The organism is Sorangium sp. KYC3313, from assembly GCF_052075895.1.
Classification (GTDB): Bacteria; Myxococcota_A; Polyangia; order Polyangiales; family Polyangiaceae; genus Sorangium; species Sorangium cellulosum_B.
The window spans coordinates 11,094,935-11,117,743 of record NZ_CP197255.1; the positions used below are offsets into that span (position 1 = coordinate 11,094,935).

General features: G+C 70.9%; 18 protein-coding genes, 2 pseudogenes and 1 riboswitch. Of the genes and pseudogenes, 9 read left to right on the forward strand and 11 right to left on the reverse strand.

What is annotated here, in order from left to right; all coding sequences use genetic code 11:
• Positions 1–163: 163 nt before the first annotated feature.
• Positions 164–1,597 carry an FAD-dependent monooxygenase gene (locus ACSRUE_RS42220; RefSeq protein ID WP_441288503.1) on the reverse strand — a complete coding sequence of 478 codons (1,434 nt, stop codon included), beginning with the start codon at positions 1,595–1,597 and terminating at the stop codon, positions 164–166.
• Between the two features lie 26 nt (positions 1,598–1,623).
• On the opposite strand from ACSRUE_RS42220, the gene ACSRUE_RS42225 reads away from it, so the two are divergent.
• Together ACSRUE_RS42225 and ACSRUE_RS42230 are read left to right on the forward strand one after the other, a co-directional pair.
• Positions 1,624–2,292 (forward strand): TetR/AcrR family transcriptional regulator, encoded by a 669-nt coding sequence (locus ACSRUE_RS42225; protein ID WP_441288504.1) that lies wholly within the window; start codon positions 1,624–1,626, stop codon positions 2,290–2,292.
• A gap of 357 nt (positions 2,293–2,649) precedes the next feature.
• A complete protein-coding gene (locus ACSRUE_RS42230; RefSeq protein WP_441288505.1) occupies positions 2,650–4,431 on the forward strand; it encodes a hypothetical protein in 1,782 nt (593 codons plus the stop codon).
• A gap of 164 nt (positions 4,432–4,595) precedes the next feature.
• Here the strand turns inward: ACSRUE_RS42230 and ACSRUE_RS42235 are convergent.
• A pseudogene (locus ACSRUE_RS42235) lies at positions 4,596–5,003 on the reverse strand (FAD-dependent monooxygenase); the annotation flags it as partial.
• Between ACSRUE_RS42235 and ACSRUE_RS42240 the strand changes: the two are divergent.
• Positions 4,984–5,793 (forward strand): TetR/AcrR family transcriptional regulator, encoded by an 810-nt coding sequence (locus tag ACSRUE_RS42240; protein WP_441288506.1) that lies wholly within the window; start codon positions 4,984–4,986, stop codon positions 5,791–5,793. The pseudogene ACSRUE_RS42235 and the gene ACSRUE_RS42240 overlap by 20 nt on opposite strands.
• Before the next feature lie 117 nt (positions 5,794–5,910).
• Here ACSRUE_RS42240 and ACSRUE_RS42245 read toward each other — a convergent pair whose 3' ends face one another.
• The 5 genes and pseudogenes from ACSRUE_RS42245 to ACSRUE_RS42265 all read right to left on the reverse strand — a co-directional run bounded on the left by ACSRUE_RS42245 (position 5,911) and on the right by ACSRUE_RS42265 (position 10,186).
• Entirely contained in the window at positions 5,911–7,590 is a 1,680-nt protein-coding gene (locus ACSRUE_RS42245) for a methyl-accepting chemotaxis protein (protein WP_441288507.1), read from the reverse strand.
• Between the two features lie 166 nt (positions 7,591–7,756).
• Entirely contained in the window at positions 7,757–8,311 is a 555-nt protein-coding gene (locus ACSRUE_RS42250; protein ID WP_441288508.1) for a chemotaxis protein CheW, read from the reverse strand.
• A 55-nt stretch (positions 8,312–8,366) separates the two neighbouring features.
• A complete protein-coding gene (locus ACSRUE_RS42255; protein WP_441288509.1) occupies positions 8,367–8,594 on the reverse strand; it encodes a chemotaxis protein CheW in 228 nt (75 codons plus the stop codon).
• Between the two features lie 185 nt (positions 8,595–8,779).
• A pseudogene (locus tag ACSRUE_RS42260) lies at positions 8,780–9,016 on the reverse strand (Hpt domain-containing protein); the annotation flags it as partial.
• A 927-nt stretch (positions 9,017–9,943) separates the two neighbouring features.
• Positions 9,944–10,186, reverse strand: coding sequence for a hypothetical protein (locus tag ACSRUE_RS42265; RefSeq protein ID WP_441288510.1), 243 nt, complete (start codon positions 10,184–10,186; stop codon positions 9,944–9,946).
• A 262-nt stretch (positions 10,187–10,448) separates the two neighbouring features.
• Positions 10,449–10,563: riboswitch (SAM riboswitch) on the forward strand.
• Positions 10,564–10,599: 36 nt separating this feature from the next.
• On the opposite strand from ACSRUE_RS42265, the gene ACSRUE_RS42270 reads away from it, so the two are divergent.
• Positions 10,600–12,057, forward strand: a complete 1,458-nt coding sequence (locus ACSRUE_RS42270) for an aminotransferase class V-fold PLP-dependent enzyme (protein ID WP_441288511.1) — start codon at positions 10,600–10,602, stop codon at positions 12,055–12,057.
• 6 nt (positions 12,058–12,063) lie between these two features.
• On the opposite strand, the gene ACSRUE_RS42275 is transcribed toward ACSRUE_RS42270, so the two are convergent.
• Complete coding sequence (locus ACSRUE_RS42275) at positions 12,064–13,089, reverse strand: lipoyl protein ligase domain-containing protein (RefSeq protein ID WP_441288512.1); 1,026 nt, start codon at positions 13,087–13,089, stop codon at positions 12,064–12,066.
• A 112-nt stretch (positions 13,090–13,201) separates the two neighbouring features.
• Between ACSRUE_RS42275 and ACSRUE_RS42280 the strand changes: the two genes are divergently transcribed.
• Together ACSRUE_RS42280 and ACSRUE_RS42285 are read left to right on the forward strand one after the other, a co-directional pair.
• On the forward strand, positions 13,202–15,043 hold the full coding sequence (locus tag ACSRUE_RS42280) for a vWA domain-containing protein (RefSeq protein ID WP_441288513.1): 1,842 nt from the start codon (positions 13,202–13,204) through the stop codon (positions 15,041–15,043).
• 141 nt (positions 15,044–15,184) lie between these two features.
• Positions 15,185–16,129: a serine/threonine-protein kinase gene (locus ACSRUE_RS42285; RefSeq protein ID WP_441288514.1), complete on the forward strand. Its 945-nt coding sequence runs from the start codon at positions 15,185–15,187 to the stop codon at positions 16,127–16,129.
• A gap of 125 nt (positions 16,130–16,254) precedes the next feature.
• On the opposite strand, the gene ACSRUE_RS42290 is transcribed toward ACSRUE_RS42285, so the two are convergent.
• Positions 16,255–17,166 carry a LysR family transcriptional regulator gene (locus tag ACSRUE_RS42290; RefSeq protein WP_441288515.1) on the reverse strand — a complete coding sequence of 304 codons (912 nt, stop codon included), beginning with the start codon at positions 17,164–17,166 and terminating at the stop codon, positions 16,255–16,257.
• 57 nt (positions 17,167–17,223) lie between these two features.
• Here ACSRUE_RS42290 and ACSRUE_RS42295 point away from each other — a divergent pair, with 57 nt between their 5' ends.
• From ACSRUE_RS42295 to ACSRUE_RS42305, 3 genes are all read left to right on the forward strand, one after another.
• A complete protein-coding gene (locus tag ACSRUE_RS42295; protein ID WP_441288516.1) occupies positions 17,224–18,231 on the forward strand; it encodes an aldo/keto reductase in 1,008 nt (335 codons plus the stop codon).
• 432 nt (positions 18,232–18,663) lie between these two features.
• Positions 18,664–19,137: a hypothetical protein gene (locus tag ACSRUE_RS42300; RefSeq protein WP_437761144.1), complete on the forward strand. Its 474-nt coding sequence runs from the start codon at positions 18,664–18,666 to the stop codon at positions 19,135–19,137.
• Positions 19,138–19,163: 26 nt separating this feature from the next.
• On the forward strand, positions 19,164–19,826 hold the full coding sequence (locus tag ACSRUE_RS42305; RefSeq protein WP_441288517.1) for a glutathione S-transferase family protein: 663 nt from the start codon (positions 19,164–19,166) through the stop codon (positions 19,824–19,826).
• A gap of 118 nt (positions 19,827–19,944) precedes the next feature.
• On the opposite strand, the gene ACSRUE_RS42310 is transcribed toward ACSRUE_RS42305, so the two are convergent.
• Positions 19,945–20,322, reverse strand: coding sequence for a response regulator (locus ACSRUE_RS42310; protein WP_441288518.1), 378 nt, complete (start codon positions 20,320–20,322; stop codon positions 19,945–19,947).
• On the reverse strand, positions 20,306–22,306 hold the full coding sequence (locus ACSRUE_RS42315; protein ID WP_441288519.1) for an ATP-binding protein: 2,001 nt from the start codon (positions 22,304–22,306) through the stop codon (positions 20,306–20,308). Before ACSRUE_RS42315 ends, ACSRUE_RS42310 begins: the two co-directional genes overlap by 17 nt.
• Positions 22,307–22,809 lie beyond the last annotated feature (503 nt).

Below are 22,809 nucleotides of genomic sequence, written 5' to 3' on the forward strand. Positions count from 1 at the left end.
CAGGCCGGATGTCGTCGGTACGAAAAACAAGAGGAAGGCGATGCGTGCAGCCCTGGAGGCGGGCTCGGACTCTGCCACGTCGCAGGGTCATTGAGCCGCCTGCCCGAGCTCGATCCGCCGAGCCATCGTGGCGGCCGCGCGGCGACGGGCGCGTCGCTCTGATTCAGAACCAGCGCGCGAGCACGTGGTCGAGCGACGTCGACGAGGCGTCTGTCCACGCGATGCAGCCGTCGGGACGGACGAGCATCGATGGACCGTCTTTGGTGCACGCATGGTGCACGTTCTGCGGGAGCGACCGTTCCGAAGGCGAGATGAAGAGGCCGCCGCCTCTCTCCATCAGCGCATAGAGCCGCGCTTCGCCGCCTTCGAGCGCGAGGAGCCGGTCCTTCGCGAGGGTGCCGACGAGCGGGTCGTCGTCGCCGAGATCGTAACGAACGCCGACGCCCGTGAGCATCTCGCCGAAGTAGCGATTGCCTTCGGGCAGCTGCATCAGGTCGCTCACGATGGCGCGGAGCGCGCTCGTGAGCGGGTCAGGTCGCATGAGCGCGACCTGCGCGCGGGTATTCTCGAGGACGCGCGCAGCGACGGGATGGCGCTCGGCGGTGTACGAGTCGAGGAGATGCTCGCGCCCGTTCACCGCCGCGGCGAGCTTGAAGCCGAGGTTCGCGGCGTCGACGAGGCCGAGGTTCAAGCCCTGGCCGCCGAAGGGCGAGTGGACGTGCGCGGCGTCACCGGCGAGAAGGACGCGACCCATCCGGTAGGTCGTTGCTTGCCGCGCGTTGTCGGTCCAGCGCGTCGCCATCGTCATCGACAGGATCTTGACGTCGGTGCCGCTCACGCGCTGGATCGCCGCCTCGACCTCGGCTTGCGTGATCGGCGCATCCCTGTTGGGCGGCGGCCCGTTGAACTCCGCCGTGAAGACGCGCCCCGGCATCGGTCCAGACGCGACGAGGCCGCGCGGCGTTCGGTGCCAACCCGTCGCGAGCTTCTCGGGCGTATCGAGCTCGACGACGGCTTGATAGCCGGTGATGGTCGGATCCGTGCCGGGGAACTCGAAGCCGGCGAGCTTGCGGACGCGGCTCCGGCCGCCGTCGCAGCCGACGAGGTACTTCGCGCTCAGCGGGCCCGCGCTCGTCTGCACGGTCACGGCGTCGTCGTCCCGCTCGAAGCCTTCCACCGTGACGCCGCGGCGGATCTCGATCCCGAGCTCCGTCGCGCGCGCGCTCAGGATCCTCTCGAGCGCCTCTTGCGGCACGGGGCGCATGTGGCGCTCCGGGTCGCGCTGGAGGCTCGGGTCGATCAAGAACAGTCCAGAGAAATGGCCTCCCGGCCTCTTCATCGGTCCAGGTCCGGAGCGCGCCTTGAGCGCCGGCATCATCAGCGCCATGGTGGCGCGGCGCTCGTCGTCGAGCGCACCCGCGAGCCCGCGTCGCTCCAGCGCCTCGGCGGCCACCGCGCCGACCCCGGCGGCCTTGATCGTGCGGTCGGGCTCCGCGAGCCGCTCCAGCACGAGCGGCGCCACGCCCGCGGTCGCGAGCTCGATCGAGAGGAAGAGCCCGACCGGGCCAGCGCCCACGATGATCGCGTCGTGAATCATGACGTTAAATTATACCGGGTACAATTTTGTGCAAGATAAAATTTTTATCTCGGTCTACTATTCGATCCATGGGCGAGCTCCGTGAAAGCAAGAAGCGCGAGACCAGGCAGCGGATCTCCGACGTCGCGACGGCGATGTTCTTCGCGCGCGGCTTCGACGCGGTGACGGTCGAAGAGATCGCCGCCGCCGCGAATGTCTCCAAGATGACGGTGTTCAACTACTTCGCGCGCAAGGAGGACCTCTTCCTGGATCGCGAGGACGAGGTGAAGCTGCTCCTGCGCGAGGCAATCCGCGGGAGGCCGCAAGGGCAGCCGCCGATCGACGCGCTCCGCCGCCTCGTCGACAGGCTGTGCGAGCGGAAGCATCCGTTCGCTCGCATCGACGGCCAGACGGTCGGCTGGTGGCGCGTCGTTGCGGCGAGCCCGTCGCTCAAGGCGCGACTCCGCGAAATCGGGGACGAGGTGGTCGAGGGGCTCGCGGTCGAGCTCGCTGGTCCAACGCCCGACGGCCTCGCCCGGCTCGTCGCCGGCATGGTCGCGCTGACGTGGCGCACGGCGTACGGCGAAGCGATCCGCGTGTTCGAGCGCGGAGGCTCTGCGAAGAAGGCGAACGCTGCGTTCATCGCGCTGATCGATCGCGGCTTTGCGGCCGCTCGCGGAATGGCGGCGGGGTCGGGCTGGCAGACGGACGGATGACCCATCTCGACCCAGGAGCCCGCTGCCCCACCACTCCGGTCCTCGCGGCGCTCGCCTCCCCCGCTTCGGCGAGCTCGAGATCCTGTAAGGCTCCCGCCAAGCATCAGCGTCATGCCCTTGGCGCTGGACGCTCGAGCCGTCCCTCCGGGGCTCGTCGTCGCCGCAGCCCACCGCAGCGCCGGCGCCGGCGAGACTGCATAAGTGCCAGAGGAGCAGAAGTCGACGCATCGCCGCACGCTCCTGCTGCAAGGAGTTGCCATCTCCGGACTCGGAGCCCGGGGCGAAATGCATTAAAGTCGATCGGCAGGTCGATACGTGGAAGGGCGCCGAGCTCCGGCGCCGAGTGGGAGCAGCGCGATGAACGAGATCAATTTCTACGAGCTTCCGCGTACCATCCAGGACGGCGTGATCGAGGCGTTCCGCGGGCGGTTCGCGCCGGCGCCGATCGTCAGCCGGTTCGGGACTCGGCGCACCATCGTGGCCTGGCTCGCGGTCAGCGCCGCGTCGGGGCTCCTGCTGGCGGCGCTCTGTGCGGCCGGCCTGGGCGACGTCAACAGCGTTCTCGCGCTCCACCCGACGTCGGCGGCCGCCGCGTACGTGCTGCTCGCCGCGACCACCGTCATCGGCGTGCTCCGGGCGCTCGCCTACAACGCGGACCTCATCACGCTGCCGTTCACGCCCGGCCTGTTCGTCTTCCCCGCGAACCTGATCGACGCGCGCGACCACAGGCTCCGGGTCTTCTCGCTCGCGGAGCTCTCGCGCGTCTCGGCGGGCCCTCGGGGCGCCGTGGTCCTCACGTTCGGCGGCACGCAGCACGCATTTCCCCTCGAGGACCCGTCGCGCTCGGACGACGTGATCCGGGAGGTCGAAGCCGCGTGCAGCCGCATGAGGGCGAAGCCCGACGCCGCGGAGCTGCGCCGGCTCGATCCGTTCGAGCCGCCTGCCATCGAGAGCCCGTTCGCGTCACCGATCCCGCTCTCGCGCGAGGTCCCCGGGTGGCGAAGCTATGCATGGCTCCTCGCGGCCGCGGTCGGCGTGGCCCTCGGCCTGGGGCTCTTCTTCCTCCGCAACCGGATGAGCGACGCTCGGATGTACGCCGCGGCGCGGGCGCGCGACGACGTGGCCGCGTACCAGAGCTACATCACGCGGGGCCGCGACCACGCGGAGGTCGTCTCGCAGGTGCTTCTGCCGCGGGCCGAGCTGCGCCTCGCGGTGGCGAAGGGCTCGGTGGAGGCGATCGACGACTTCACCCGCGCCTACCCCAGGACGGGCATCCAGGCCGAGGTCGCCGCGGCCCGCCGCGCGGCGCTCGCCGCGGAGCTCGAGCGGGCGCGCGAGGTGGGTACGCTCGCGGCGCTGCTGGCGTTCGCGGAGCGCTACCCGAAGCACGGCCTGGACAAGGCGTTCAACGACGCCAGGCACGCGCTCTATGCGCGCGCGCTCGATCGGTACAAGGGCGAGATGCCCGAAGGGAGCGAGCAGAACGCGGACTTCGTGCGGCGGCTCCTCGCCTACGCGGAGCGCGTGGGGCCCAGGAGCACGCCGGAGGGCCTCCGCGGCCCGGCCGTCCAGGTCCGCTTCCGGCGGCTTCCGTCGCAGGACCTGGAGCGCGCCGACGACATCGTTCGGAAGATCCCGATGTTCAGCGGCGCCGCGTCCCTGCCGACGCGCTACGTGGATGCGACCCGCCTCGATCCCCAGGAGAAGCGGACCGCGGCGGCCCTGGTGGAGGCGCTCGGGCGGGGGTTCGAGCCGGAGCTCGTCACCTTCGAGCCGGGCCCGCCCTTCGAGGGCGCCGCCGAGGAGCAGCTCACCGTGACCTCCCCCTCCCTCGTGGTGACCTATCGCGTCGAGTCGTCCGGGATCGCCCATGCCAGCAAGAAGCCGCAGATCATCATCATGGGGCTCAAGTTCTTCTTCAAGACGGAGTTCATCTTGCCCGGAGACGCGGAGCCGCTGCGCACGAGCTACAAGATCGCGCGGCGGGTCCCGGCCGGGCTCATTCAACAGCAGACCCCCGCCCCGCGCCCCGGGATCCTCGAGGCCATCGTCTACGAGGCCATGATGCGCGAAGCCTTCATCGACCTCGAAGAGCGCTACCTCTCCAAGTGGTTCAGGAAGCGCGACGCGCCCCCGTGAGGGTGGACGCGGCGGGCGCGCGCGACGCCGGGATCTCGCGAACGGGCGCCGCGGCGGGGGTTTTACGCACGCCGCGCCAGTGGTAGTTGATGTTGGAGGACGAGGTCAGGATCGACGTTGCATGGAAGTACGTCCGCGTTCGCAGGTAGGGGTCGGCCTCTCTGCCACGCCTTTGGCTTCGTGAGCGCGACGTAGGTGTGGAGGACGCCGTTCGCCTCGCGGTGCGTGATGATGCCCTTGCCGGGCGTGAGCGCGTAGAGCGCGCCCCCGCCGACGAGCCTGGCGCTGACGGAATGCCGCGCGTCGGCGTCGAGCAGGTACGTCTCGATGTAGGAGGTGCCGACGTATTCGGGCTTCGCGTCGGAGAGGAGCGGCCGGATCTTCGACCACGCGCCGTCGGCGCCGACGACGAGGCCGGTGGTCACGGTCGACCCGTCGAGCATCCCGCCCTGCGTACGCGCCTCGGCGGAGGCGTCCGCCTCGCACACGGTCGCCCGGATCCCGTGGACGTGGAGGACGCGCGCGAGGGTGAGCCCGCCCGGTCCGGCGCCGATGATGGTGACGGAAGTCATCTTGATTCCTCTCGTTCTTCAGCCCGAATTCATCCTGGAACGTCGTTCCAACAATTTACCTGGAACGCCGCTCCAGAGCTGTCAAGATGGAGCCGTGGCGAAGAAGGCGACGCGAGGGCCGGAACGCGAGAAACGCCGTGAAGATGCGCTCTCGCGCGAGCGGATCGTCGAAGCGGCGATCGCGCTGCTGGACGCGGACGGTGAGGATGGGCTGACGTTCCGCGCACTCGCGACGAGCCTTTCGACGGGCCCGGGCGCAATCTACTGGCACGTCACGAACAGGAGCGAGCTCCTCGCCGCCGCGACCGACGCCTTGGTCGCGCGCACGATGGGCGAAGTGCGCGGCTCGACCAGGCCGCGCGAAGCGATCCATCGCGTCGCGCTCGGCGTGTTCGACGCGATCGAGGCGCACCCATGGGTGGGTGCGCAGCTCGCACGCGCTCCGTGGGAGACGGCGATGCTGCGGATTTACGAGCGCCTCGGCCGCCAGGTCGAGGCGCTGGGCGTCCGCGGGAGGGCCCAGTTCACCGCGGCGTCGACGCTGCTCAGCTACGTCATCGGGGTGAGCGCCCAGAACGCCACGGCGATCCAGTTCGCGCGCCGCGAGCTCGCGCCGTCGACGAACCGCGTCGACTTCCTCGAGGCGGCAGCGGCGCGCTGGCGCGAGCTCGACGCCCGCGAGTACCCGTTCACGCGAAGCGTTGCCGCCCACCTCCCCGGCCACGACGACCGCAAAGAGTTCCTCGCCGGGATCGACCTGATCCTCGCCGGGATCGCGGGCTCGGAGTGAGCCGCGGACGTCGCGCCGGGCCCAGATCGGCGTTTTCGGCGCGCAAGCGCACGAAAGGGCGCTGAGCACCGAGAAAACGCCGAGGTGGGCCCGTATCCGAAGCGGGCGACCGCCGCTCTAGAACGGGACGAAATCCTGATCGCCTGCGGCGTGCGGCACGCGCCCGTTGCTCGATGCGCCGCCGCTCGGGGGGCCCTTCTGCGGCGGCCTCCACAGCGCCTTGCCGCCGCGGCGGTCCGGTAGATGCCCCGGCGCCGCAGGCCTCTGGCCCGGGTCGCCGTCGCTCTCCTGCGCGAGGCGGAACGACGCCATCACGTTCTGGAGCTGCTCTGCCTGCGCCGAGAGCTCGGCCGCCGTGCTGGCAAGCTCCTCGGAGATCGCCGCGTTGCGCTGCGTGGCCTGCTCTATCAGCTCCACCGCCCCGCTGATCTGGGCCACGCCGTTCGACTGCTCCTTGGATGCCACGGCGACGCCCTGCACCAGCTCCGCGGTCTCACGGATCGACGGGACGAGCTCCGCGATGAGCTGCCCCGAGCGCTCCGCGACGACGATGCTCGACGCGGCGAACGAGCCGATCTCCTTCGCCGCATCCCGGCTTCGCTCGGCCAGCCGCCGCACCTCCGTGGCGACCACGGCGAAGCCCTTGCCGTGCTCGCCCGCGCGAGCCGCCTCGATCGCGGCGTTCAGGGCGAGCAGGTTCGTCTGGTACGCGATCTCCTCGATGATCACGATCCGCTGGGTGATCGCCTTCATCGCCTCGACCGTCTCCCGGACCGCCTGACCGCTCTGCTCCGCGTCCCTCGTCCTCCGGTGCGCCGTCTCCTCGACCTGCTTGCAGTTGGCGGCGTTCTTCGCGATCGTGCCGTTCAGCTGCTGCAGGCTGGTCATCGTCTCCTCCACGGACGCCGCCTGCTCGCTGGTGCCCTGCGACAGGCTCTGCGCCGTCGCCGAGAGCTGCACCGAGACCGAGGAGACCGAGACCGCGCCGCTCCGGACCTCGCCGATGAGGCCCGCCAGGCGCTCCGACATGGCCTTCACGGCGCCGAGCATCTGGCCGAACTCGTCGGAGCTCTTCACCGTGACCTGGCCCGTGAAGTCGCCCCCGGCGATGCGCTGGTGGATCGACACCGCCTGGGTGAGCGGCAAGAGGATCATCCTGCTGAAGACGACGGCGAGCACGGCGGCGACGACGATCGCGAGCAGACCTCCTATCTGCAGCGTCACGTACATCGTCCTGACGAGCGCGTTCGTCGCCGCCTGCCGCTGGCCGAGGAGGGAGATCTCCTCGTCGTCGATCTCCTTGAGCGCCCCGCGCATCTGGTCCATGAGGCTCTTTCCGCGCCCCCGCCTGACCTCCTCGACGGCGCGATCCGCCAGCGCCTTCGCCTCGTCCGCGCTGCGGTGGTGCTGGATGGTCGGCTCGAGCACGGAGGAGAGCCACTCGTCATGGAGCTTGTCGATCTTCTCGAGGCGCGTCTGCTGGCGCGGGTTGTCCCTGGTGAGCTCCCGGGCACGGCTCAGGCTTTGCTCGAACCGGTCGCGCCCGCTGCGGTACGGCTCCAGGAACGCTTCCGCCCCGGTGATGACGAAGCCGCGCTCTCCTGTCTCGGTGTCGAGCAGCGACGCCATGATCTCTCTCGTCGTGAGCATCACCTCGTACGTGTGCTGGTCCCACGAGCGGGCCTCGTCGAGCTCCGCGAACCTCTGGTAGGCCGTGCCCGCCAGTCCGAGGACGATGACGACCATGGCGGCGAAGCCGAGGTAGAGCTTCCGGCCTACTCCGATATGCGCAAGCATGATGCATGCTCCGGGCTAGATGTGGTGCGGCTTCCTTCGAACCCGCCGGGGGCAGGAGCCGATAAATAAACGGATGGCGCGATGCCCGAGGCGCGCTTGACGAGCCTCTGGAACAGCGCGAACTCCTCGTCGCTGAGGGCGCGGGGGCCCAGCTCGGCGAGCGAGATCATGGCCTGTCCCCTTCGCCGGCCGGCGCACCGTGGCCGCCTGGGAGCGCCGGCGGGGCCCCGGGGGCCGAGGGGCCGGGCGGCGTCGAGGCCAAGAGCTCCGCCGGCGAGAGGATGCGGTCGATGTTGAGCAGCAGCACGAGCTTCTGGCCCACCTTCGCCATCCCGAGCAGCTGATCCACGCGCACCTGCGCGCCAAAGGCCGGCGCGTGCTCTATCTCGTCCTCGGAGAGCGTGAGCACGTCGCCCACACCGTCGATGAGCAGGCCGAGGCGGGTGTTCTCGCCGTCGAGCTCGGTCTCGACGATGAGGACGCACGTCCACCGGCTCACCCTCGTCGGCGGCAGCCCGAGCTTGATCGCGAGATCGATGACCGGCACGACGCTGCCCCGAAGGTTCATGGCGCCGACGATGCACGCTGGCATCATCGGGACCCGCGATGTGACGCTGTGCTCGACGATCTCCCGCGCCCGGAGGATATTCACCGCGTACTCGTCCCCCGCGATGACGAAGGAGATGTATTGCGACACGGGGCTCGACGCGTCGGAGATCATGACGCCTCCATGGAGAGAGATGGCAAACGGGCGCCCTGCGCGCCGGGGCGCCGGCTCATCCTGGGCTGCCTCCGGCGGCCGCTGGCGCTGCCCTGCGCTCGTCGGGGGCCTCGACCGGGCCGAGGTCCCCGAGGACGCCGCCGAGCAACGCGTCGACGTCGAGGATCATCGCCACGCTGCCGTCGCCGAGGAGGGTCGAGCCGGAGACGCCCCGGACGCGGCGAAACAGCTGGCCGAGCGGCTTGACCACCGTGCGCCCCTCGCCGTCGAGGAGGTCGACCACGAGGCCGGCCTCGGAGCCGTCTTCGCCTTCAGCCCTCCGCGCCGCGCTTCCTCCAGGCGCGCGACGACCTCTCTATGCGAGGTGCTGCGCTCGGCCCGCCCCCGCTCGACCTCGGCAACGAGCCGGCGGGCTGCGTCCACCGTCTCGAGCAGCAGCGAGACCACGGGCGTCGAGAGCGAGACCTCGCCGCGGCAGAGCGCCTCGATGACGTCCTCGGCGGCGTGCCCGAGATCGCTCAAGCCACCGAGGCCTACCGAGCCGGCGCTCCCCTTGAGCGTATGGGTGGCGCGGAAGACGCGCTGGAGGACCTCGTGAGCGTCGCCGCCGGTCTCGAGTAGCAGCAGCGCGCGCTCGATCTCGTCGAGGAGCTCGTGTGCCTCTGGCGTGAACGTCTGGAGCAGCTCGTCGCGATCGCTGTCCATGCGGCTCACAGAGGCCGGATCGAGATGGCGCCGTCGCTCGTCCGGAAGACGATCTCTAGCGCTTGCTCAGCGCCATCTGCTCGATATGCAGGATGGTCTGAGAATCGTCGACCAGCAGGATTTTCTTCCGCGGCATCGTTTCCCCCCTCGATCCGATTCAGCGAACATGGCGCGGCTGTGCCATCGCGCATGAGCACGACTCTCCCTCTTCCACGTGCCAGCCACCTGCCAGCAGGGCGTCTCCCCCGAGCAGGATCACCCTACCACGAGAGCAGGCGGAACCTCCAATAGAAATTTGCAACAGGCACGCATCTGGTCCCTGTCGATCGCGATGATTTACCGGCTCGCCCGGATCCTCTCCATGAGGTTCGCGGCCACGGCGCTGGTGGCATGCGGGCGGGCAGGCGCTGGTAGGCCTGCAGCCGGAGCGCGCGGCCTCGAGTGGAGGCGCCATCCCCGCAGCGACAGCGAACGCGGACCAGGCGCGCGAGCTCCGCGACCGGGAGCTCATGGAGGTCGACGGCAGCTGAAAGGGAGGCGGTAGGGAGACAGGTAGCAGGGAAGCAAAGGATGTGCGCCGCAACAACGCACAGCAAGCCTGAAGGAGCGACGCGCGGGTGCGTTCGGATGTCGAGCCACAAGGACGCCTGGAGAGCGTGAGCGCCGCACGCGACCCATGGACGGTGCGGTCCGGGGAGATCCGTTGTCGGACCGCACCCTCGAATCCATCGCTCGGCGCTCCACGAGGGTTCCTGAGGGTCGAGAGCGGCGCCCTCGAGAAGGCAGAACAGGTCGAGCTCGACCGCGGGAGCGTGGTAGCTCGACTGGCACAGCTGCCAGAGCAGCCGATCATCGATTGCGCGTAGACGGAATCAACGCTGGCGCTCGCTCGCGGGTCACGATGCCGTTCCTGCCGAAGCATCACGGTTACTTACCGACTGCTGCCCCATCAACACCAGGATCGCGCGACGGGCCTCGCCCGACCGGATCGCGCGGATCGACCGGCGTGAGGGTCGCCGTGTCGTACGCCTCGAGCAGGTTCAGCGCCTCCGCGACGGCGATCCCGCCGCTGCTCGGGAGGCCCAGGCCGTAGAGGGTGTAGTCGCGGTACGTCGTCGAGAGCGCGGGGCGAGCCTCTCGTCCGGTCCGCAGGCGCTGCAGGAGGCGCAAAGGAGGAAGAGAGCGAGAAGGAGTCCGGGTGTCTTCATGGGTTCTCTCGGGGTGCGCTGGAGGACGGACGGCTCGCGGTCGCACCCCGCCTCATGCGGCAGAGTCGGCCGTGAGGGCCCTGTCGAGGAGCCGCCATGTGCGGCATCGCCTTGCCCCGGAGATTCACAATGCAACCACCGTACCGGCGCTCGCAGCCGAGCGGGCGTCCGTGAGGTCGAGCCGGTCCTTGCCACGAGGCGGCCAACGCGGTAATGGTTCGGCAGGTCATGAGCGCCAGCGCGTAGCCCCGGCTCGCTGGCCGACAACCCTCCGATCCGCGGTGGGGTGTCCCGGGTGACGACCTGGCCGGCCGCATGTGCGGCGGGCAAGCGCGGACTCTGGTCGCCCGGAGTCCCCTGGACTCGTGAGGTGGTATGTCGCTCGCTTCCATCGTGGACTTTCGCCCTGACGCGGGCGCGCCGGCGTCGCCTGCCCTCGGCGCGCTCCCTCTGCCCGTCGTCGGGGCGGACCTCTCCGTGCCGCTCGTCACCGGCGAGCAGGTGGGCTACGTGAACCTCGATTACGCGGCGAGCGCGCCGTGCCTGCGCTCGGTGCTCGACGCGGTCGCGGCGCTGCTGCCCTGGTACAGCAGCGTGCACCGCGGGGCGGGGTTCACGTCCACCGTGACGACGGAGCTCTATGCCGCCGCTCGCCAGGAGGTGGCGGACTTCGTGGGAGCGCGCGACGAGGACACGGTGGTGTTCACGAGGAACACCACCGACGCGCTCAACCTGCTGGCCGCGGCGCTGCCCGACGACACGACGGTGGTGATGTTCGCCTCGGAGCACCACGCGAACCAGCTGCCGTGGCGGCGCGGTCGGTCCGTCGTCCTCCCGGTGCCCGCGAGCGCGGACGAGGCGATCGCGCGGGCCGGCGACGCGCTGCGCGGCGTGCCCTCACGCCATCGGCTGCTCGCCGTGACGGGGGCGAGCAACGTCACGGGCGAGCTGTGGCCGCTCCCGGAGCTCGCCGCGGTCGCCCATCGCCACGGCGCGCGGCTCGCCGTGGACGCGGCCCAGCTCGCGCCGCACCGCGCGATCGCGCTCGCCGGGATCGGGGCCGATTATGTCACGCTGTCCGGTCACAAGCTCTACGCCCCCTTCGGCGGCGGGGTGCTCGTCGGCCGCGGCGACTGGCTCGACGCCGCGCGCCCCTACCTCGCCGGCGGCGGCGCCGTCCGGCGCGTCACGCACGACGGCGTCGAGTGGGCGAGCGGCGCGTCCCGCCACGAGGCCGGCACGCCCAACGTGGTCGGCGCGGTGTCGCTTGCGGCGGCGTGCCGCGCGCTCTCCGAGGTGGGCATGTCCGCGGTGGCGGCGCACGAGGCGAGCCTGCTCGACCGCGTCACGCGCGGCCTCGGCGCCGTGCCCGGGATCGAGCGCCTCGCGATGTGGGGCCCGGAGAGCCCGCGGATCGGCGTCGTGACGTTCAATGTGCGGGGCCTCCATCCCGGCGCTGTCGCCGCGGCCCTGAGCGCCGAGCACGGCATCGGCGTCCGCGACGGCTCGTTCTGCGCGCACCCGCTCATGACGGCGCTCGCCGGGGAGCGCGCGCCGGAGGCGAGCGGGAGCGCGGCGGCGGTGCCCCTCGCGGTGCGGGCGAGCTTCGGCGTCGGCACCAGCGCGGCGGACATCGACCGGTTCCTCCTCGCGATCGCCGATCTCGTCGCCCGGGGTCCCCGCTTTCGCTATCGCCTCGACGGAGGGCGGCATGTCCCCGATCCGGATCCTCGCCCGCGCCCTGCGCTGGCGGGCCTGCTCGCCGGGGGCGCGGCCGGCGCGGCGCTCGGGCCCCTGGCGAGCCAGCTCGCGCCGTGCCAGGCGCTCCTCTGAGGCGGATCAGCCCCCGGGCCCGCGGCCCAGGGCGAGCGCGCGCCGCGCGAGCGCGCGCAGGTCGGCGAGGGTCGCCCCTTCCAGCGGCGAGGCCTCGGCGTCGACGTCCTCGCCGCGCGCCGGCGCATCCCCCCGGCCGAGCGCGTCGAGGAGCCAGCGCGCCGTGAGGACGTCGCCGCCGAGCCACGCGCGCGCCGGCGGAACGTGCGGGACGCGCGGAACGTCGGCGAGCGCTGCGGCCTCGATCCAGCCGATGGGCACGCGCGCCAGCGCCGCGGCGGAGGCGCCCGGCGGCACCGGGTCGTCGGGCGCGGTGATGGGCTGGAAGCGCTCGGCGGCGAGCTCGGGCGCCTCGCCGCCGTCGATCCGCGGGAGCGCGGCGCGGAGGGCGACCCCCTCGACGACGGCGCGCGCGAGCGCCTCGAGCGAGAGGCGCGCCGGGAGGACGTCGGAGAGCGCGGCCGGGGCCTTGCCCAGCCAGCGGTCGATCACGCGCTCGTCCGGCGCCGCGAGCTCCGGGGGGATCGCGGGCGCCGCGTCGAGGCCCGCGAAGACCTCGATGAGGACCGCGCCGTCCGGCGTGGCGTCGAGGCCGAGCAGCGCGGCGGGGCGGTGCTGCAGCGAGATCCACTCCCGCCCGAAGTAATGCGCGGGCGCGCCGGCGCGGGAGAAGCCCTTGAGAAAGCCGCGCACGTTGCGGTTGAGGACCGTCCGGGCCGTGGCGTCGGGCGCGAGCGCTGCGGCGTGCGGCAGCGCGAGGGTCCACACGACGCCGCGCCCGCCGAGGAACGCCGCGGTGCCGGTCGTGGCGCGCCGCAGGACCTTCGCGCCGCGCGCGGCGCAGGCCGCGAGGTCGACCACGCGCGCTGCGCGCTGGGCCGCGCCCAGCACCACGGCGGGCCCCTCGACGAGGCTGGCGGCGAGCCAGGGCGCCGCCTCTGCCGAGCGGGCGCGCGCGAGCAGCGCGGGGCCGAGCGCGAGCGCGTCCTCGAGAGGACGGTGAACCGGCGGGAGCGAGTGCATGGCGGGCATCGAGGGAGTCTCCTTGGCGTGAAGCTCGGCGCGCGGCGATGCGGCGATCTGCCGGCCTGCGAGAGCCATCGACCCGTTGACGGCAGCCCGGGGCGGGGTGTGCCATGGTGCCATGTTCAACGCCCGCCCCGATCGACCATGGCTCCCCGCCGGGCCCACGGAGCGACTGCTCCGGGTGGAGATCACGGTACCCCGGCCCGAGGGGAGCCTGGCCCGCAAGCCTGTCCACCTCTCGCTGGTGATCGACCGCTCCGGCTCCATGTCCGGCGAGAAGCTCCGGCTCGCGCTGGAAGCTGCTCGCCAGGCCATCCGCACCCTCCAGCCCGGCGACCGCTTCAGCGTGGTCACCTTCGACCACCAGGTCGAGGTGCCCATCCCCTCCACCGAGGCCACGCCCGGGGCGCGGCTCCGCGCCGAGGCCGCGCTCGACACGGTGACAGCGCGAGGCAACACCGACCTGGGCGGCGGCTGGCTCCGCGGCTGCGCCGAGGTGAGCGCGCACCTGCCCGAGGATGCCATCGGCCGCGTCCTCCTGCTCACCGACGGCCAGGCCAACCACGGGATCACCTCGCCCGACGAGCTGACTTCCCGCGCCCGCGCCCAGCGGCTGCGCCGGGTGACCACCAGCACCATTGGCCTGGGCGAGGGCTTCAATGAATTCCTCCTGGGCCGCCTCTCCGAGGAGGGCGGCGGCAACTTCTATTTCGCCGCGCGCGCCGACGAGCTCCCCGGCTTCGTCGGCCGGGAGATCGGCGAGGTGCTCTCCGTGGTCGCCCGCGACGCCGCGCTCGTGATCCGCGCGCCCGGGGGCGTCGAGGTGGCGTCGCTCAATGACTACCCCTGCACCCGCGACGGCGGGACTTGCTCCTTCTCGCTCGGCTCGCTCCCAGGCGGGAGGGTGCTGGCCCCGATGTTCCGGCTGCGCTTCCCGGCCGGCGCGCTCGGCGAGACGCTCGTGGTCGACGTCGCGCTCACGGACCGGGACGGCGCGCTGACGAAGGAGCCCTGCACCCTGGCATGGCCTCGGGTCGCGGAGGAGCAGGCGCGCGCCCAGCCGGCGGATCCGGAGGTGCTCCGGGCTGCGGCTGCGCTCGACGCCGCCCGCGCTCGCCGGGTGGCCCTGGGGCTCAACGACGATCGCCTGTGGCAGGAAGCCGCGTCCACGCTGGCCGACGCGGCCAGCCGGCTCCGAGGCTACGCCGACGGGGATCCCGAGATCCGGGCCGAGGCGGACCGGCTCGACGCCGAGCGGGACGCCTATTCCAGGCCGATGTCCTCCCTGAGCAAGAAGAGCCATTATTACGACGCGATGATGGCCATGAAGATGGGCGGGGGCGGCCGCGGCCGCGCCAGGCAGGGCCCTCGGGTCCTCGGGGTCTCCACGGCTGCCCGGCTGGCTCCGCTGCTCCAAACGGCATCCCAGGCGCTCGGCGGTGTGAGGGGGGCGCCGGCCTTCGACGTGGACGTGACGTTCCCGGGGTCGCCGCTCCCTGCCGGTCCGCTCTCGCAGCGTGGCGAGGACGAGCTGGTCGCCGACGCGGACGCGCTGGACCCCGGCGCCCTCAAGGTGGTCTTCGTGGAGCAGCCCCTGACGGACCGCTGGTTCTCGCACTGGCATCCGGGACACCGGACAGCGGTGATCTCGCTGGCCGGCCTGGATCAGCTCATCTCCTTGCCAGCCGCGTCCTTCGTGGCCTACGAGCTGCTCCTCTACGGGCTTCACGCCCTCTCCGCCGATTATGAGCCCGCGAAGCTGTTGCACACCGAGACCCTCGCCTGCCTCTTCGACCTCTGCCAGCAGAAGGCCGAGGTGGCTATCAAGCTCCAGGCCGGTCACATCTGCGCCGGGTGCCTCGGGAAGCTCTCTGCCGTCGGCCTGGATCGCGACGTGGTGACCCAGCTATGGCGAGCGGTCCAGGCGCTCGCTCAGTCGGGGACTTCGACGGGGCGCTGACCACCCGCCTTTGCTTGTCCTCTCCGCCGCAAGAGCGCAGTCCTCGCCCCGAGGAACGCGGACGGGGCCCTGCAAGAGGGGCGCGGACGAGCCCCTGCGGGACGAGGCCCTGCGGGGAGCCGCCGGTGGTAGCATCTCCCCATGGTGACCGAAGAGGAGCTGGCAGAGCAGCGCGTCGGCACGCGGATCGGCCCCTGGGCGGTGGAGAGCGTCCTCGGGGTCGGCGGCATGGCGAGCGTCTTCTTTTGCCGCCGGGCTGACGGGTGCGTGGCGGCGGTCAAGGTCCTGCACGCCGAGCTCGCCGAGATCGAGGCGGTGCGAAAGCGGTTTTTGCGCGAGGGGCCGATCGGGAGCGCGCTGGCCGCCGTGGCGCCGCTCTGCGAGGGGCTCCCCCAGGTGCTGGAAGCCGCGGCCACGGCCGACGGCCTTGTCTACATGGCCATGGAGGTGCTCGAGGGAGAGACCGTGTTCGACCGCATGGCGCGGCACGGGACGCTCCCTGTCGGGCAGGTGATCGCGCTCGGCGAGCGGGTCCTCGACGTGCTGATCGTGGCGCACGAGCACGGCGTCGTTCACCGCGATCTCAAGCCCGAGAACCTCCACATCGGCAACGACGGGCGCGTGAGGGTGCTGGATTTCGGCCTCGCGCGCGTCCTCGACCCGCTGCTCGAGGACGTCGCCGGGGTGCCGGAGATGACGAAGACCGCGACGGGTGTGTCGATCGGCACCGACGATTACATGGCGCCCGAGCAGGCCCTGGGCCTCATCCGCGAGATCGACGGCCGGACGGACCTCTTCGGCCTCGGAGCGACGATGTTCCGGCTGCTCGCGGGCCGCACGATCCACGGCAACCTGGACGACGCGCGCCTGCTCATCGCGGTCGCCACGGAGAAGGCGCCGCCCCTCGCGATGCACGCCCCCACGGCGCCGCCCGGCCTGTGCGCCGTGGTCGACCGCGCCCTCGCCTTCCTCAAGCAGGAGCGTTATCCCGACGCGAGGACGATGCGCGCCGATCTCGCCGCCGTGCGCGCCGGTTACGAGCCGCCTTATGCGACGGCCGCGGCGCGGCAGCCGCGGGGGGCGTAGGGACCGCGGCAGGCAGCGCTCCACGTGGAACCAGAAGGCGGGAAGGCCGGAAGAAAGATCGATGATCTTCGTGCCTTCATGGAACTCTCTCCGGGCCGATGGACGCTGACGGGCCGGCAGGCCGGTCATCCCTTGCTCAGCGGCCGCGCGATCTGGACGATCTTCTCCCGCGCGAACTTGCACGCCTCATCGTCGTCCGTGGCGGCGGGCCACAGCAGCTCCATGTACCCGGGCTGGACCTCGAACGGCAGGGGCTTGGTCCGGAGGTGCGGCCTGACGGCGCGGATGTCGTCGGCGACGATCTCGGGCACGGTCGCCAGCATCGCCGTGCCGTCGATCAGCGCGCCCAGGTTGGAGAAGGTCGCGACGGAGCACCGGATCCTCCGCGTCTTGCCGAGCAGGTCCTCCACGAAGCCGCGCAGGTCCCCGTTGTACGAGACGATGACGTGATCGTGCGCGAAGTACTGGGCCTCCGTCAGCTTGCGCAGGCGCGCGTGGCGCGGGTCGTACAGGCAGGTGAAGCCGGTCTTCAAGAGCCGCTTCCGGCAGACGTTCGAAGGTAGATCGTCGGCGACCGTGATCGCCGCGTCGACGCCGCCCGCGAGCGCCGCGCCGACGGTGCGGAACTGCACGGGCACGGCGACGACGCGCATGCGCGGCGCCTCGCGCTCGAGCGCGCGCAAGAGGGGCGAGAGCAGCCACACCTCGGCCGTGTCGGAGAGCCCGAGGCGAAGGGTGCGCTCGCACGTCTTCGGGTCGAAGGCCGGCGGCGCCAGCGCGGCCTCGATCAGGGCGCCGAGGTGCGGCTTCAGCGACGCGCGCAGCCGTTCGCCGCGGCTCGTCAGCGCGACCCCGCGCCCGCTCCGCACGAAGAGCGGCGCGCCGATCGTCGTGGTCAGGCGCCGGAGCGCGGCGCTCACCGCCGGCTGCGTCAGGTACAGCCGGCTCGCCGCCTCCGTCACGCTGCCCGCCTCGGCGACGACGGCGAAGACGCGGAGCAGGTTCAGGTCGAGGTGTCTCCCATAAATTTCAGACATGTCGAGAATACATCCTATTCATTGGATCAATGAAACGCGAGCGCCTAGGGTGACGGCATGACGACGAAGAACACCACCAAGCTCGGCAAAACTGGCCCCTCCGTCTTCCCCCTCGCCCTCGGCTGCATGAGCATGGGCGGGGGCAGCTGGTACGGCGAGAGCGACGACGCGGAGAGCATCGCGACCATCCACGCGGCGCTCGATCGGGGCGTGAGCCTCCTCGATACCGGCGACTTCTACGGCATGGGCAAGAACGAGATGCTCGTCGGCCGGGCGATCAAGGACCGGCGCGACAAGGCCGTGCTCAGCGTGAAGTACGGCGGCCTGCGCGCGCCCGACGGCACCTTCCTCGGGTTCGACGCCCGTCCGATGGCGACGAAGAGCTTCCTCGCCCATAGCCTGTCGCGCCTCGGCGTCGACTACATCGACGTCTACCGGCCCGCGCGCCTGGACCCGGCGGTCCCGATCGAGGACACGATCGGCGCCATCGCCGACATGGTGAAGGCGGGCTATGTCCGCCACATCGCCCTCTCCGAGGTGGGCGCGGAGACGATCCGCCGCGCCGCGAAGGTGCACCCGATCGTGGACCTCCAGATCGAGTATGCGCTCGTGAGCCGCGGCCCCGAGGCGACGATCTTCCCCGCGCTCGCCGAGCTCGGCGTCGCGGTCACCGCGTACGGCGTGCTCTCGCGCGGCCTGCTGGCCGGGAGCAAGCCGGCCGGCGCGGGCGACCTGCGGGCCCACATGCCGCGCTTCTCGGGCGAGAACGCCCGGAAGAACCAGGCGCTCGTCGACGCCTTCGTTCGCCTCGCAGAGAGGCGCGGCGTCACCCCCGTGCAGCTCGCCGTCGCCTGGGTCCGCGCCAAGGGCGCCGCGCAGGGCGTCACGGTGATCCCGACGATGGGCGCGCGCACGCGGAAGCAGCTCGACGATGCCCTCGCCGGCCTCGAGATCGCGCTGGCGCCCTCCGACCTCGCCGAGCTCGAGGCCGCCGTCCCCGCGGAGGAGATCGCCGGCACCCGCTACCCCGCGCCCATGATGGCGATGCTCGACAGCGAGAGGTGACCTCAGGGCGGCCTCCTCGTCGATGCATGGATGAATTGATCGGGGTGGGCGGAGAGGAAGAAGGAAGGATTCACAGGGAGGCGGGGAGGCGGGGAGACGAGAGATGGGGATTCTAGTTCTTCCCCCTCCCCGTCTCCCTGTGTACGCTCTCGCTCTGCTTCGCGTGCTGTGGAGTGAAGGCCGTCCGCATCGAAGGGGCCGCCTTCACTTCACAGCCTGCGGGGCCGCAGGATGGACGCGCGTCGTCCCGCGGCGAGCGCGGCGTCCGGGGCCATCACCCTGACGGGCCGGACGTCGAGCCCGCCGCTCGCGTGGGCTCGCTGCCGGAGCCTTGCCGCTTGCCAGCGCGCGCGGGCTGTGCGGAGATCGCCTGCGCGCGGCGATGCGATGGGCCTCGCCGCCTCCCCGCAACGAAACAGACAGGAGATCAGGATGAAAGTCCGCGTGCTGGTACTCCCCCTCCTCGTGTTCACGAGCCCCGCCTCGGCCGGCGCCCCGCCGCCAAACTTCTCGCAGCAGGTCTATCTGTGCAACAGCCATCTGCAAGCGAAGGTCGATATCACCTTCGGCCAGACCACCAGCACCGCGATCGTCCAGTCGCAGTCCGGGCAGGTCAAGGACAATCCGTTCGTGCCAGGCGTCGAGAGCGGCATGGAGTACTCCGTGTTCGTCGCCTCCTCGATCAAGCCCAGCTCGACCGCGTCCTGGTCGGCGGTGAGCGCGCAGCAGGACGGCCTGGTCGGCACGCCGCAGGCCCCTGTCGCCATCGGCAACAGCACGTTCGTGAGCTCGTCATCGTGCCAGATCAAGGGCACGGTGATCCTTTCGACCGGTTGCCCCAGCGCCAGCGGAATGACCCAGGACTACAAGACCATCGAGCGCACCTGGGTCGGCTGCGGCCTGTGATCGCAGAGCTTTGAAAAGGAAGCTCCATGAAGCTGTACTTCAGCCGAAACTTGAATCCACGGGTCGCCGTCGCCGTGGCGCGCCACCTCGATGCACCCGTGGAGTACGTCCACGCGGCTCCTCTCGACCCGTCACAGCGGGAGAAGTTTCGAGCGCTGAATCCGAACCTGCGCGTGCCCATCCTGGTCGAGGGGGACCAGTCGCTCTGGGAGACAGACGCGATCGCGTGCCGCCTCTCGCAGCTCACGGGCTCGGACTTCTGGCGCACGGGCACCGCGCAGCCGGAGATGATCCGCTGGTTGAGCTGGGGCACGCACAACTTCGTCGCCGCGTGCGACAAGGTCCATTTCGAGCGGGTGACGAAGCAGCGCTACGGGCTCGGTCCCATCCGCGACGACCTCGTGGCGGAGGGGCTCTCGGGGTTTGCCGAGGCGGCGACGCTGCTCGAACAGGTCCTGAGCGGCAGGGACTGGCTCGTCGGGAGCGCGGTTTCGTATGCAGACTTTCGGATGGCATCGGTGCTTCCGTTCGCGGATCTCGCCGGCCTGCCGCTTTCGGATTACCCGCGCGTCGCGGCCTGGCACGCGCGCCTGTGGCAGCTCGACGCCTGGCGCGATCCGTTCGCGGGGCTCGATGCCCCGGAGCTCCCGGAGGTTCCGCGCTTCGATGCCACCGGTCGGCGAGGGTGAACAGGTCAGCCGTGGGCGACCAGCCATGGCCATGGGCGCGACCGCTCGCCGCTCTCGCCGGGGTCGACGCCGTCGCTGGAGGATGTCTCGAGCGCCGAACGAGCTCCCCGACGCGCGCTCATCGTGTCTGCGCGACCACGGCGAGGAGGGCGTCGAGATCGATCGGCTTCTTGAGCAGCGCACGTACGTCCAGCGTGGCGGCTTTGGCTTCCAGAGAGTCGACGCCCGACAGGATCGCCACCGGGATGTCCGCGAGCGCGGGCTCCCGTCGCTTGAGCGCGAGAAACTCCCAGCCATTGATCTCCGGCATCATGAGGTCGAGCAGGATGATGCCCGGGCGGAGGCCGCGGCGGAGCAGATCCAGCGCCACCGCGCCATTTTCCGCGCAGACGACCTCGTAGCCGCATGCCTGCAACAGCTCCTCCACGACGGCGCGAAATCCGCTGTCGTCGTCGACGATCAAGACACCGTCGCGAGGATCATCCTGCGGGCTCATCGGGACCTCCCGCCGGCGGAGACACCCCGGTCGGCAGCGCGTCGCGGCGCGGGCGCAGGGGGAGCTCCACGATGAAGGCAGCCCCCGCGCCGAGCTCGCTCTCGACGCGGATCGAGCCACCATGGCCGTCCACGATCTGGCGGCTGATGTACAGCCCCAGGCCGAGACCGCCGTAGTGCTGCGCCGAGACGCCTCGCTCGAAGCGCTCGAAGATGTACGGCAGGCAGCTCGCAGCGATCCCGATGCCGCGATCGGCGACGACCAGCCTGGCCACCTCGCCCTCGGCCGCGACGCTGATCTCGATCGGCTTGCCCCTCCCGTACTTGATGGCGTTCAGCACCAGGTTCGTCACCACCTGCTCCAGACGGGCCCTGTCCCACATGCCCACTACGGGGGCGTCGGCCCGCCAGCTCACTGTACTTCCTGCCTGCTTCAGCTCCACGTCGAAGTGCTCCACGACCTCTCGCGAGAGCGCCCGGAGATCGACGTCTCCCAGCCTCAGATCGAGTTTGTCTGCCTGGATCCGAGCCACGTTGAGCAGATCTTCGATGAGCCTGACGAGCCGCTGGCACTGCCGCTCGGCCATCCTGGCCAGCTTCGTCGCGCCGGCGGGGAGCGTCGTCGCCTCGCGCATCAAGCCTTGCACGGCGAGCTTCAGGCCCGCGATGGGGGTATAGAGCTCATGGGAGGCGATCGACAGGAAGTCGTCGCGCATCCGCACCGCCGCTTCGGCGGCGGTCCGAGCCCTCTGCTCGTGCTCCAGGACCAGGGCGCGCTCCGCCTCGATCTTCTTGCGCTCCGTGATGTCCGTCGAGATGCCGCCCACCGCGTACGGGACGCCGGCGACGTCGCGCAGAGGGAACTTGATGGTGAGGTAGGTGTGCAGCCCGTCGTCCTCGGGCATCACCTCTTCGTCTTTCAGCGCCGTCCCTGCGAGGAGCGCCCGCCGGTCGAAGGCGCGAAGCGCCTCGGCGTGCTCCCGGGAGAACACGTCATCATCGCTCTTGCCCACGATGGCCTCGCGAGCGACGCCGAACAGCTCCTCGAAGCGGCGGTTGACGAGGAGGTAGCGCCCCTCGATGTCCTTGACGGCGACGATGGCCGTCGAGCTGTCGATGATGGCGCGCAGGAGCTCCTGGCTCGTGCGCAACGCCTCCTCCGCGCACCTGCACTCCTCCGCGACCTTCCGCAGCGCCGCCTCCGTCCGCTCGTGCTCGGCGATCTTCTGCCTGAGCTGGGCGTTGGCATGGCGCAGGTCGGCGGTGCGCTCGGCGACCTGCTGCTCCAGCCGCTCTTTTGCCCGGGCCTCTTCTGTCAGGCGAGCCTCGAGGGCGAAGATGGATTTCAAGTCCATCTCGATCACGTCGCGACACTGCTCCATGAGCGCCTGGTAGGCCTTGCTGTAATGGTTCGCGCGGTCATCCAGCACGCAGATGGTCCCGAAGATATCCCCCGTGGGCCAGGTGATCGGGAAGCCGAGATAGGATATCAACCCGAGCTCGATGTCCGGATTCGACCTCCACTGCTCGTCTTTCAGGGCGTCAGGGATCAGCAGCGGCGTTCGGGTCTTCATCACGCTCTCGCAGTAGAGCCCGGTGCCGAGGCGCGCTCGTTCGTTGACAGCGAAAGGGTTCCCCTTCGACTCGCTGGAGACACAGACGACGATCTCCGGCGGCTCGATCCTCATGATCAGAGCGGCCGGGACGCGCAGGATCTCCGCGAGGAGATCGGTCATCTCCTGCCACTTGCGAGCGATGTCCGTCGGGATGTCGGTCGCGACCGTGCTCGACTGGGCACTTCGGCCGCTCCCCGGCGGAGGGATCTTCGTCCCGAGATCGTCCGCACGCTGCTCCGGCGGGCAGCCCGAGGCGGCCTGATGTGGCCCGAGGCCCGCGCGCTCAGCGGGCTCGCCCGGCCCCGGGTGGCGGGCGTGCTCGACAACGAGCGCGCCTGGCTCGGTGTGATCGTCGGGTCCGGTACGCATGCTCCCCCACGAGGACGAATCGTGCGAAGGGCCATCAGGTTGTCAAGCAATCCACAATGACGCTCACCGACCCCCCCAGCGATCCGGCAACGTACGCGCCCCGGACCTGGTGACGTCACGCTGGCCGGCCCGCCGCCGCTCGGGCGAGCGCGGCGGCTCCCGGGTGTCCGGATGGTGAACATGGGGCGAAGCCGGCGGATCGCCTCCTGGGCCCCGGCGAACAGCCGGGCGCTGGCGAGCGCGACCGCCGCACCTCGGCGAGCCGCAGGTCGGCAGCGCCGTAACAGCGCCGGGGCGTGGTCGCCGGCGCGGATCCCCCGTCTTCCTGGACGGCGCCCGAGTCATCGTCTGGAAGATCAACGCCAAGGTCGACGACGCGGGCGGCGGCCCCCTCACCCATCTGGAACACGAAGCAAAGCGCTTGATGATGCACCTGGCTGGCCAAGCGCAGCCACGGACGCCAGATAAGGAGCATCGTCGGGTGCTGGGCGCACCGCGACTGT

Excerpts from the sequence above, each read along its gene's own strand:
- ACSRUE_RS42250 (WP_441288508.1), bottom strand. The coding sequence starts at position 8,311 with ATGATCTCCGACGCGTCGAGCCCCGTGTCGCAATACATCTCCTTCGTC.
- ACSRUE_RS42290 (WP_441288515.1), bottom strand. The coding sequence starts at position 17,166 with ATGTCTGAAATTTATGGGAGACACCTCGACCTGAACCTGCTCCGCGTC.
- ACSRUE_RS42310 (WP_441288518.1), bottom strand. The coding sequence starts at position 20,322 with ATGAGCCCGCAGGATGATCCTCGCGACGGTGTCTTGATCGTCGACGAC.
- ACSRUE_RS42230 (WP_441288505.1), top strand. The coding sequence starts at position 2,650 with ATGAACGAGATCAATTTCTACGAGCTTCCGCGTACCATCCAGGACGGC.
- ACSRUE_RS42285 (WP_441288514.1), top strand. The coding sequence starts at position 15,185 with ATGGTGACCGAAGAGGAGCTGGCAGAGCAGCGCGTCGGCACGCGGATC.
- ACSRUE_RS42300 (WP_437761144.1), top strand. The coding sequence starts at position 18,664 with ATGAAAGTCCGCGTGCTGGTACTCCCCCTCCTCGTGTTCACGAGCCCC.
- ACSRUE_RS42315 (WP_441288519.1), bottom strand. The coding sequence starts at position 22,306 with ATGCGTACCGGACCCGACGATCACACCGAGCCAGGCGCGCTCGTTGTC.
- ACSRUE_RS42270 (WP_441288511.1), top strand. The coding sequence starts at position 10,600 with ATGTCGCTCGCTTCCATCGTGGACTTTCGCCCTGACGCGGGCGCGCCG.
- ACSRUE_RS42240 (WP_441288506.1), top strand. The coding sequence starts at position 4,984 with ATGATGGTGACGGAAGTCATCTTGATTCCTCTCGTTCTTCAGCCCGAA.
- ACSRUE_RS42245 (WP_441288507.1), bottom strand. The coding sequence starts at position 7,590 with ATGCTTGCGCATATCGGAGTAGGCCGGAAGCTCTACCTCGGCTTCGCC.
- ACSRUE_RS42305 (WP_441288517.1), top strand. The coding sequence starts at position 19,164 with ATGAAGCTGTACTTCAGCCGAAACTTGAATCCACGGGTCGCCGTCGCC.
- ACSRUE_RS42275 (WP_441288512.1), bottom strand. The coding sequence starts at position 13,089 with ATGCCCGCCATGCACTCGCTCCCGCCGGTTCACCGTCCTCTCGAGGAC.
- ACSRUE_RS42280 (WP_441288513.1), top strand. The coding sequence starts at position 13,202 with ATGTTCAACGCCCGCCCCGATCGACCATGGCTCCCCGCCGGGCCCACG.
- ACSRUE_RS42220 (WP_441288503.1), bottom strand. The coding sequence starts at position 1,597 with ATGATTCACGACGCGATCATCGTGGGCGCTGGCCCGGTCGGGCTCTTC.
- ACSRUE_RS42295 (WP_441288516.1), top strand. The coding sequence starts at position 17,224 with ATGACGACGAAGAACACCACCAAGCTCGGCAAAACTGGCCCCTCCGTC.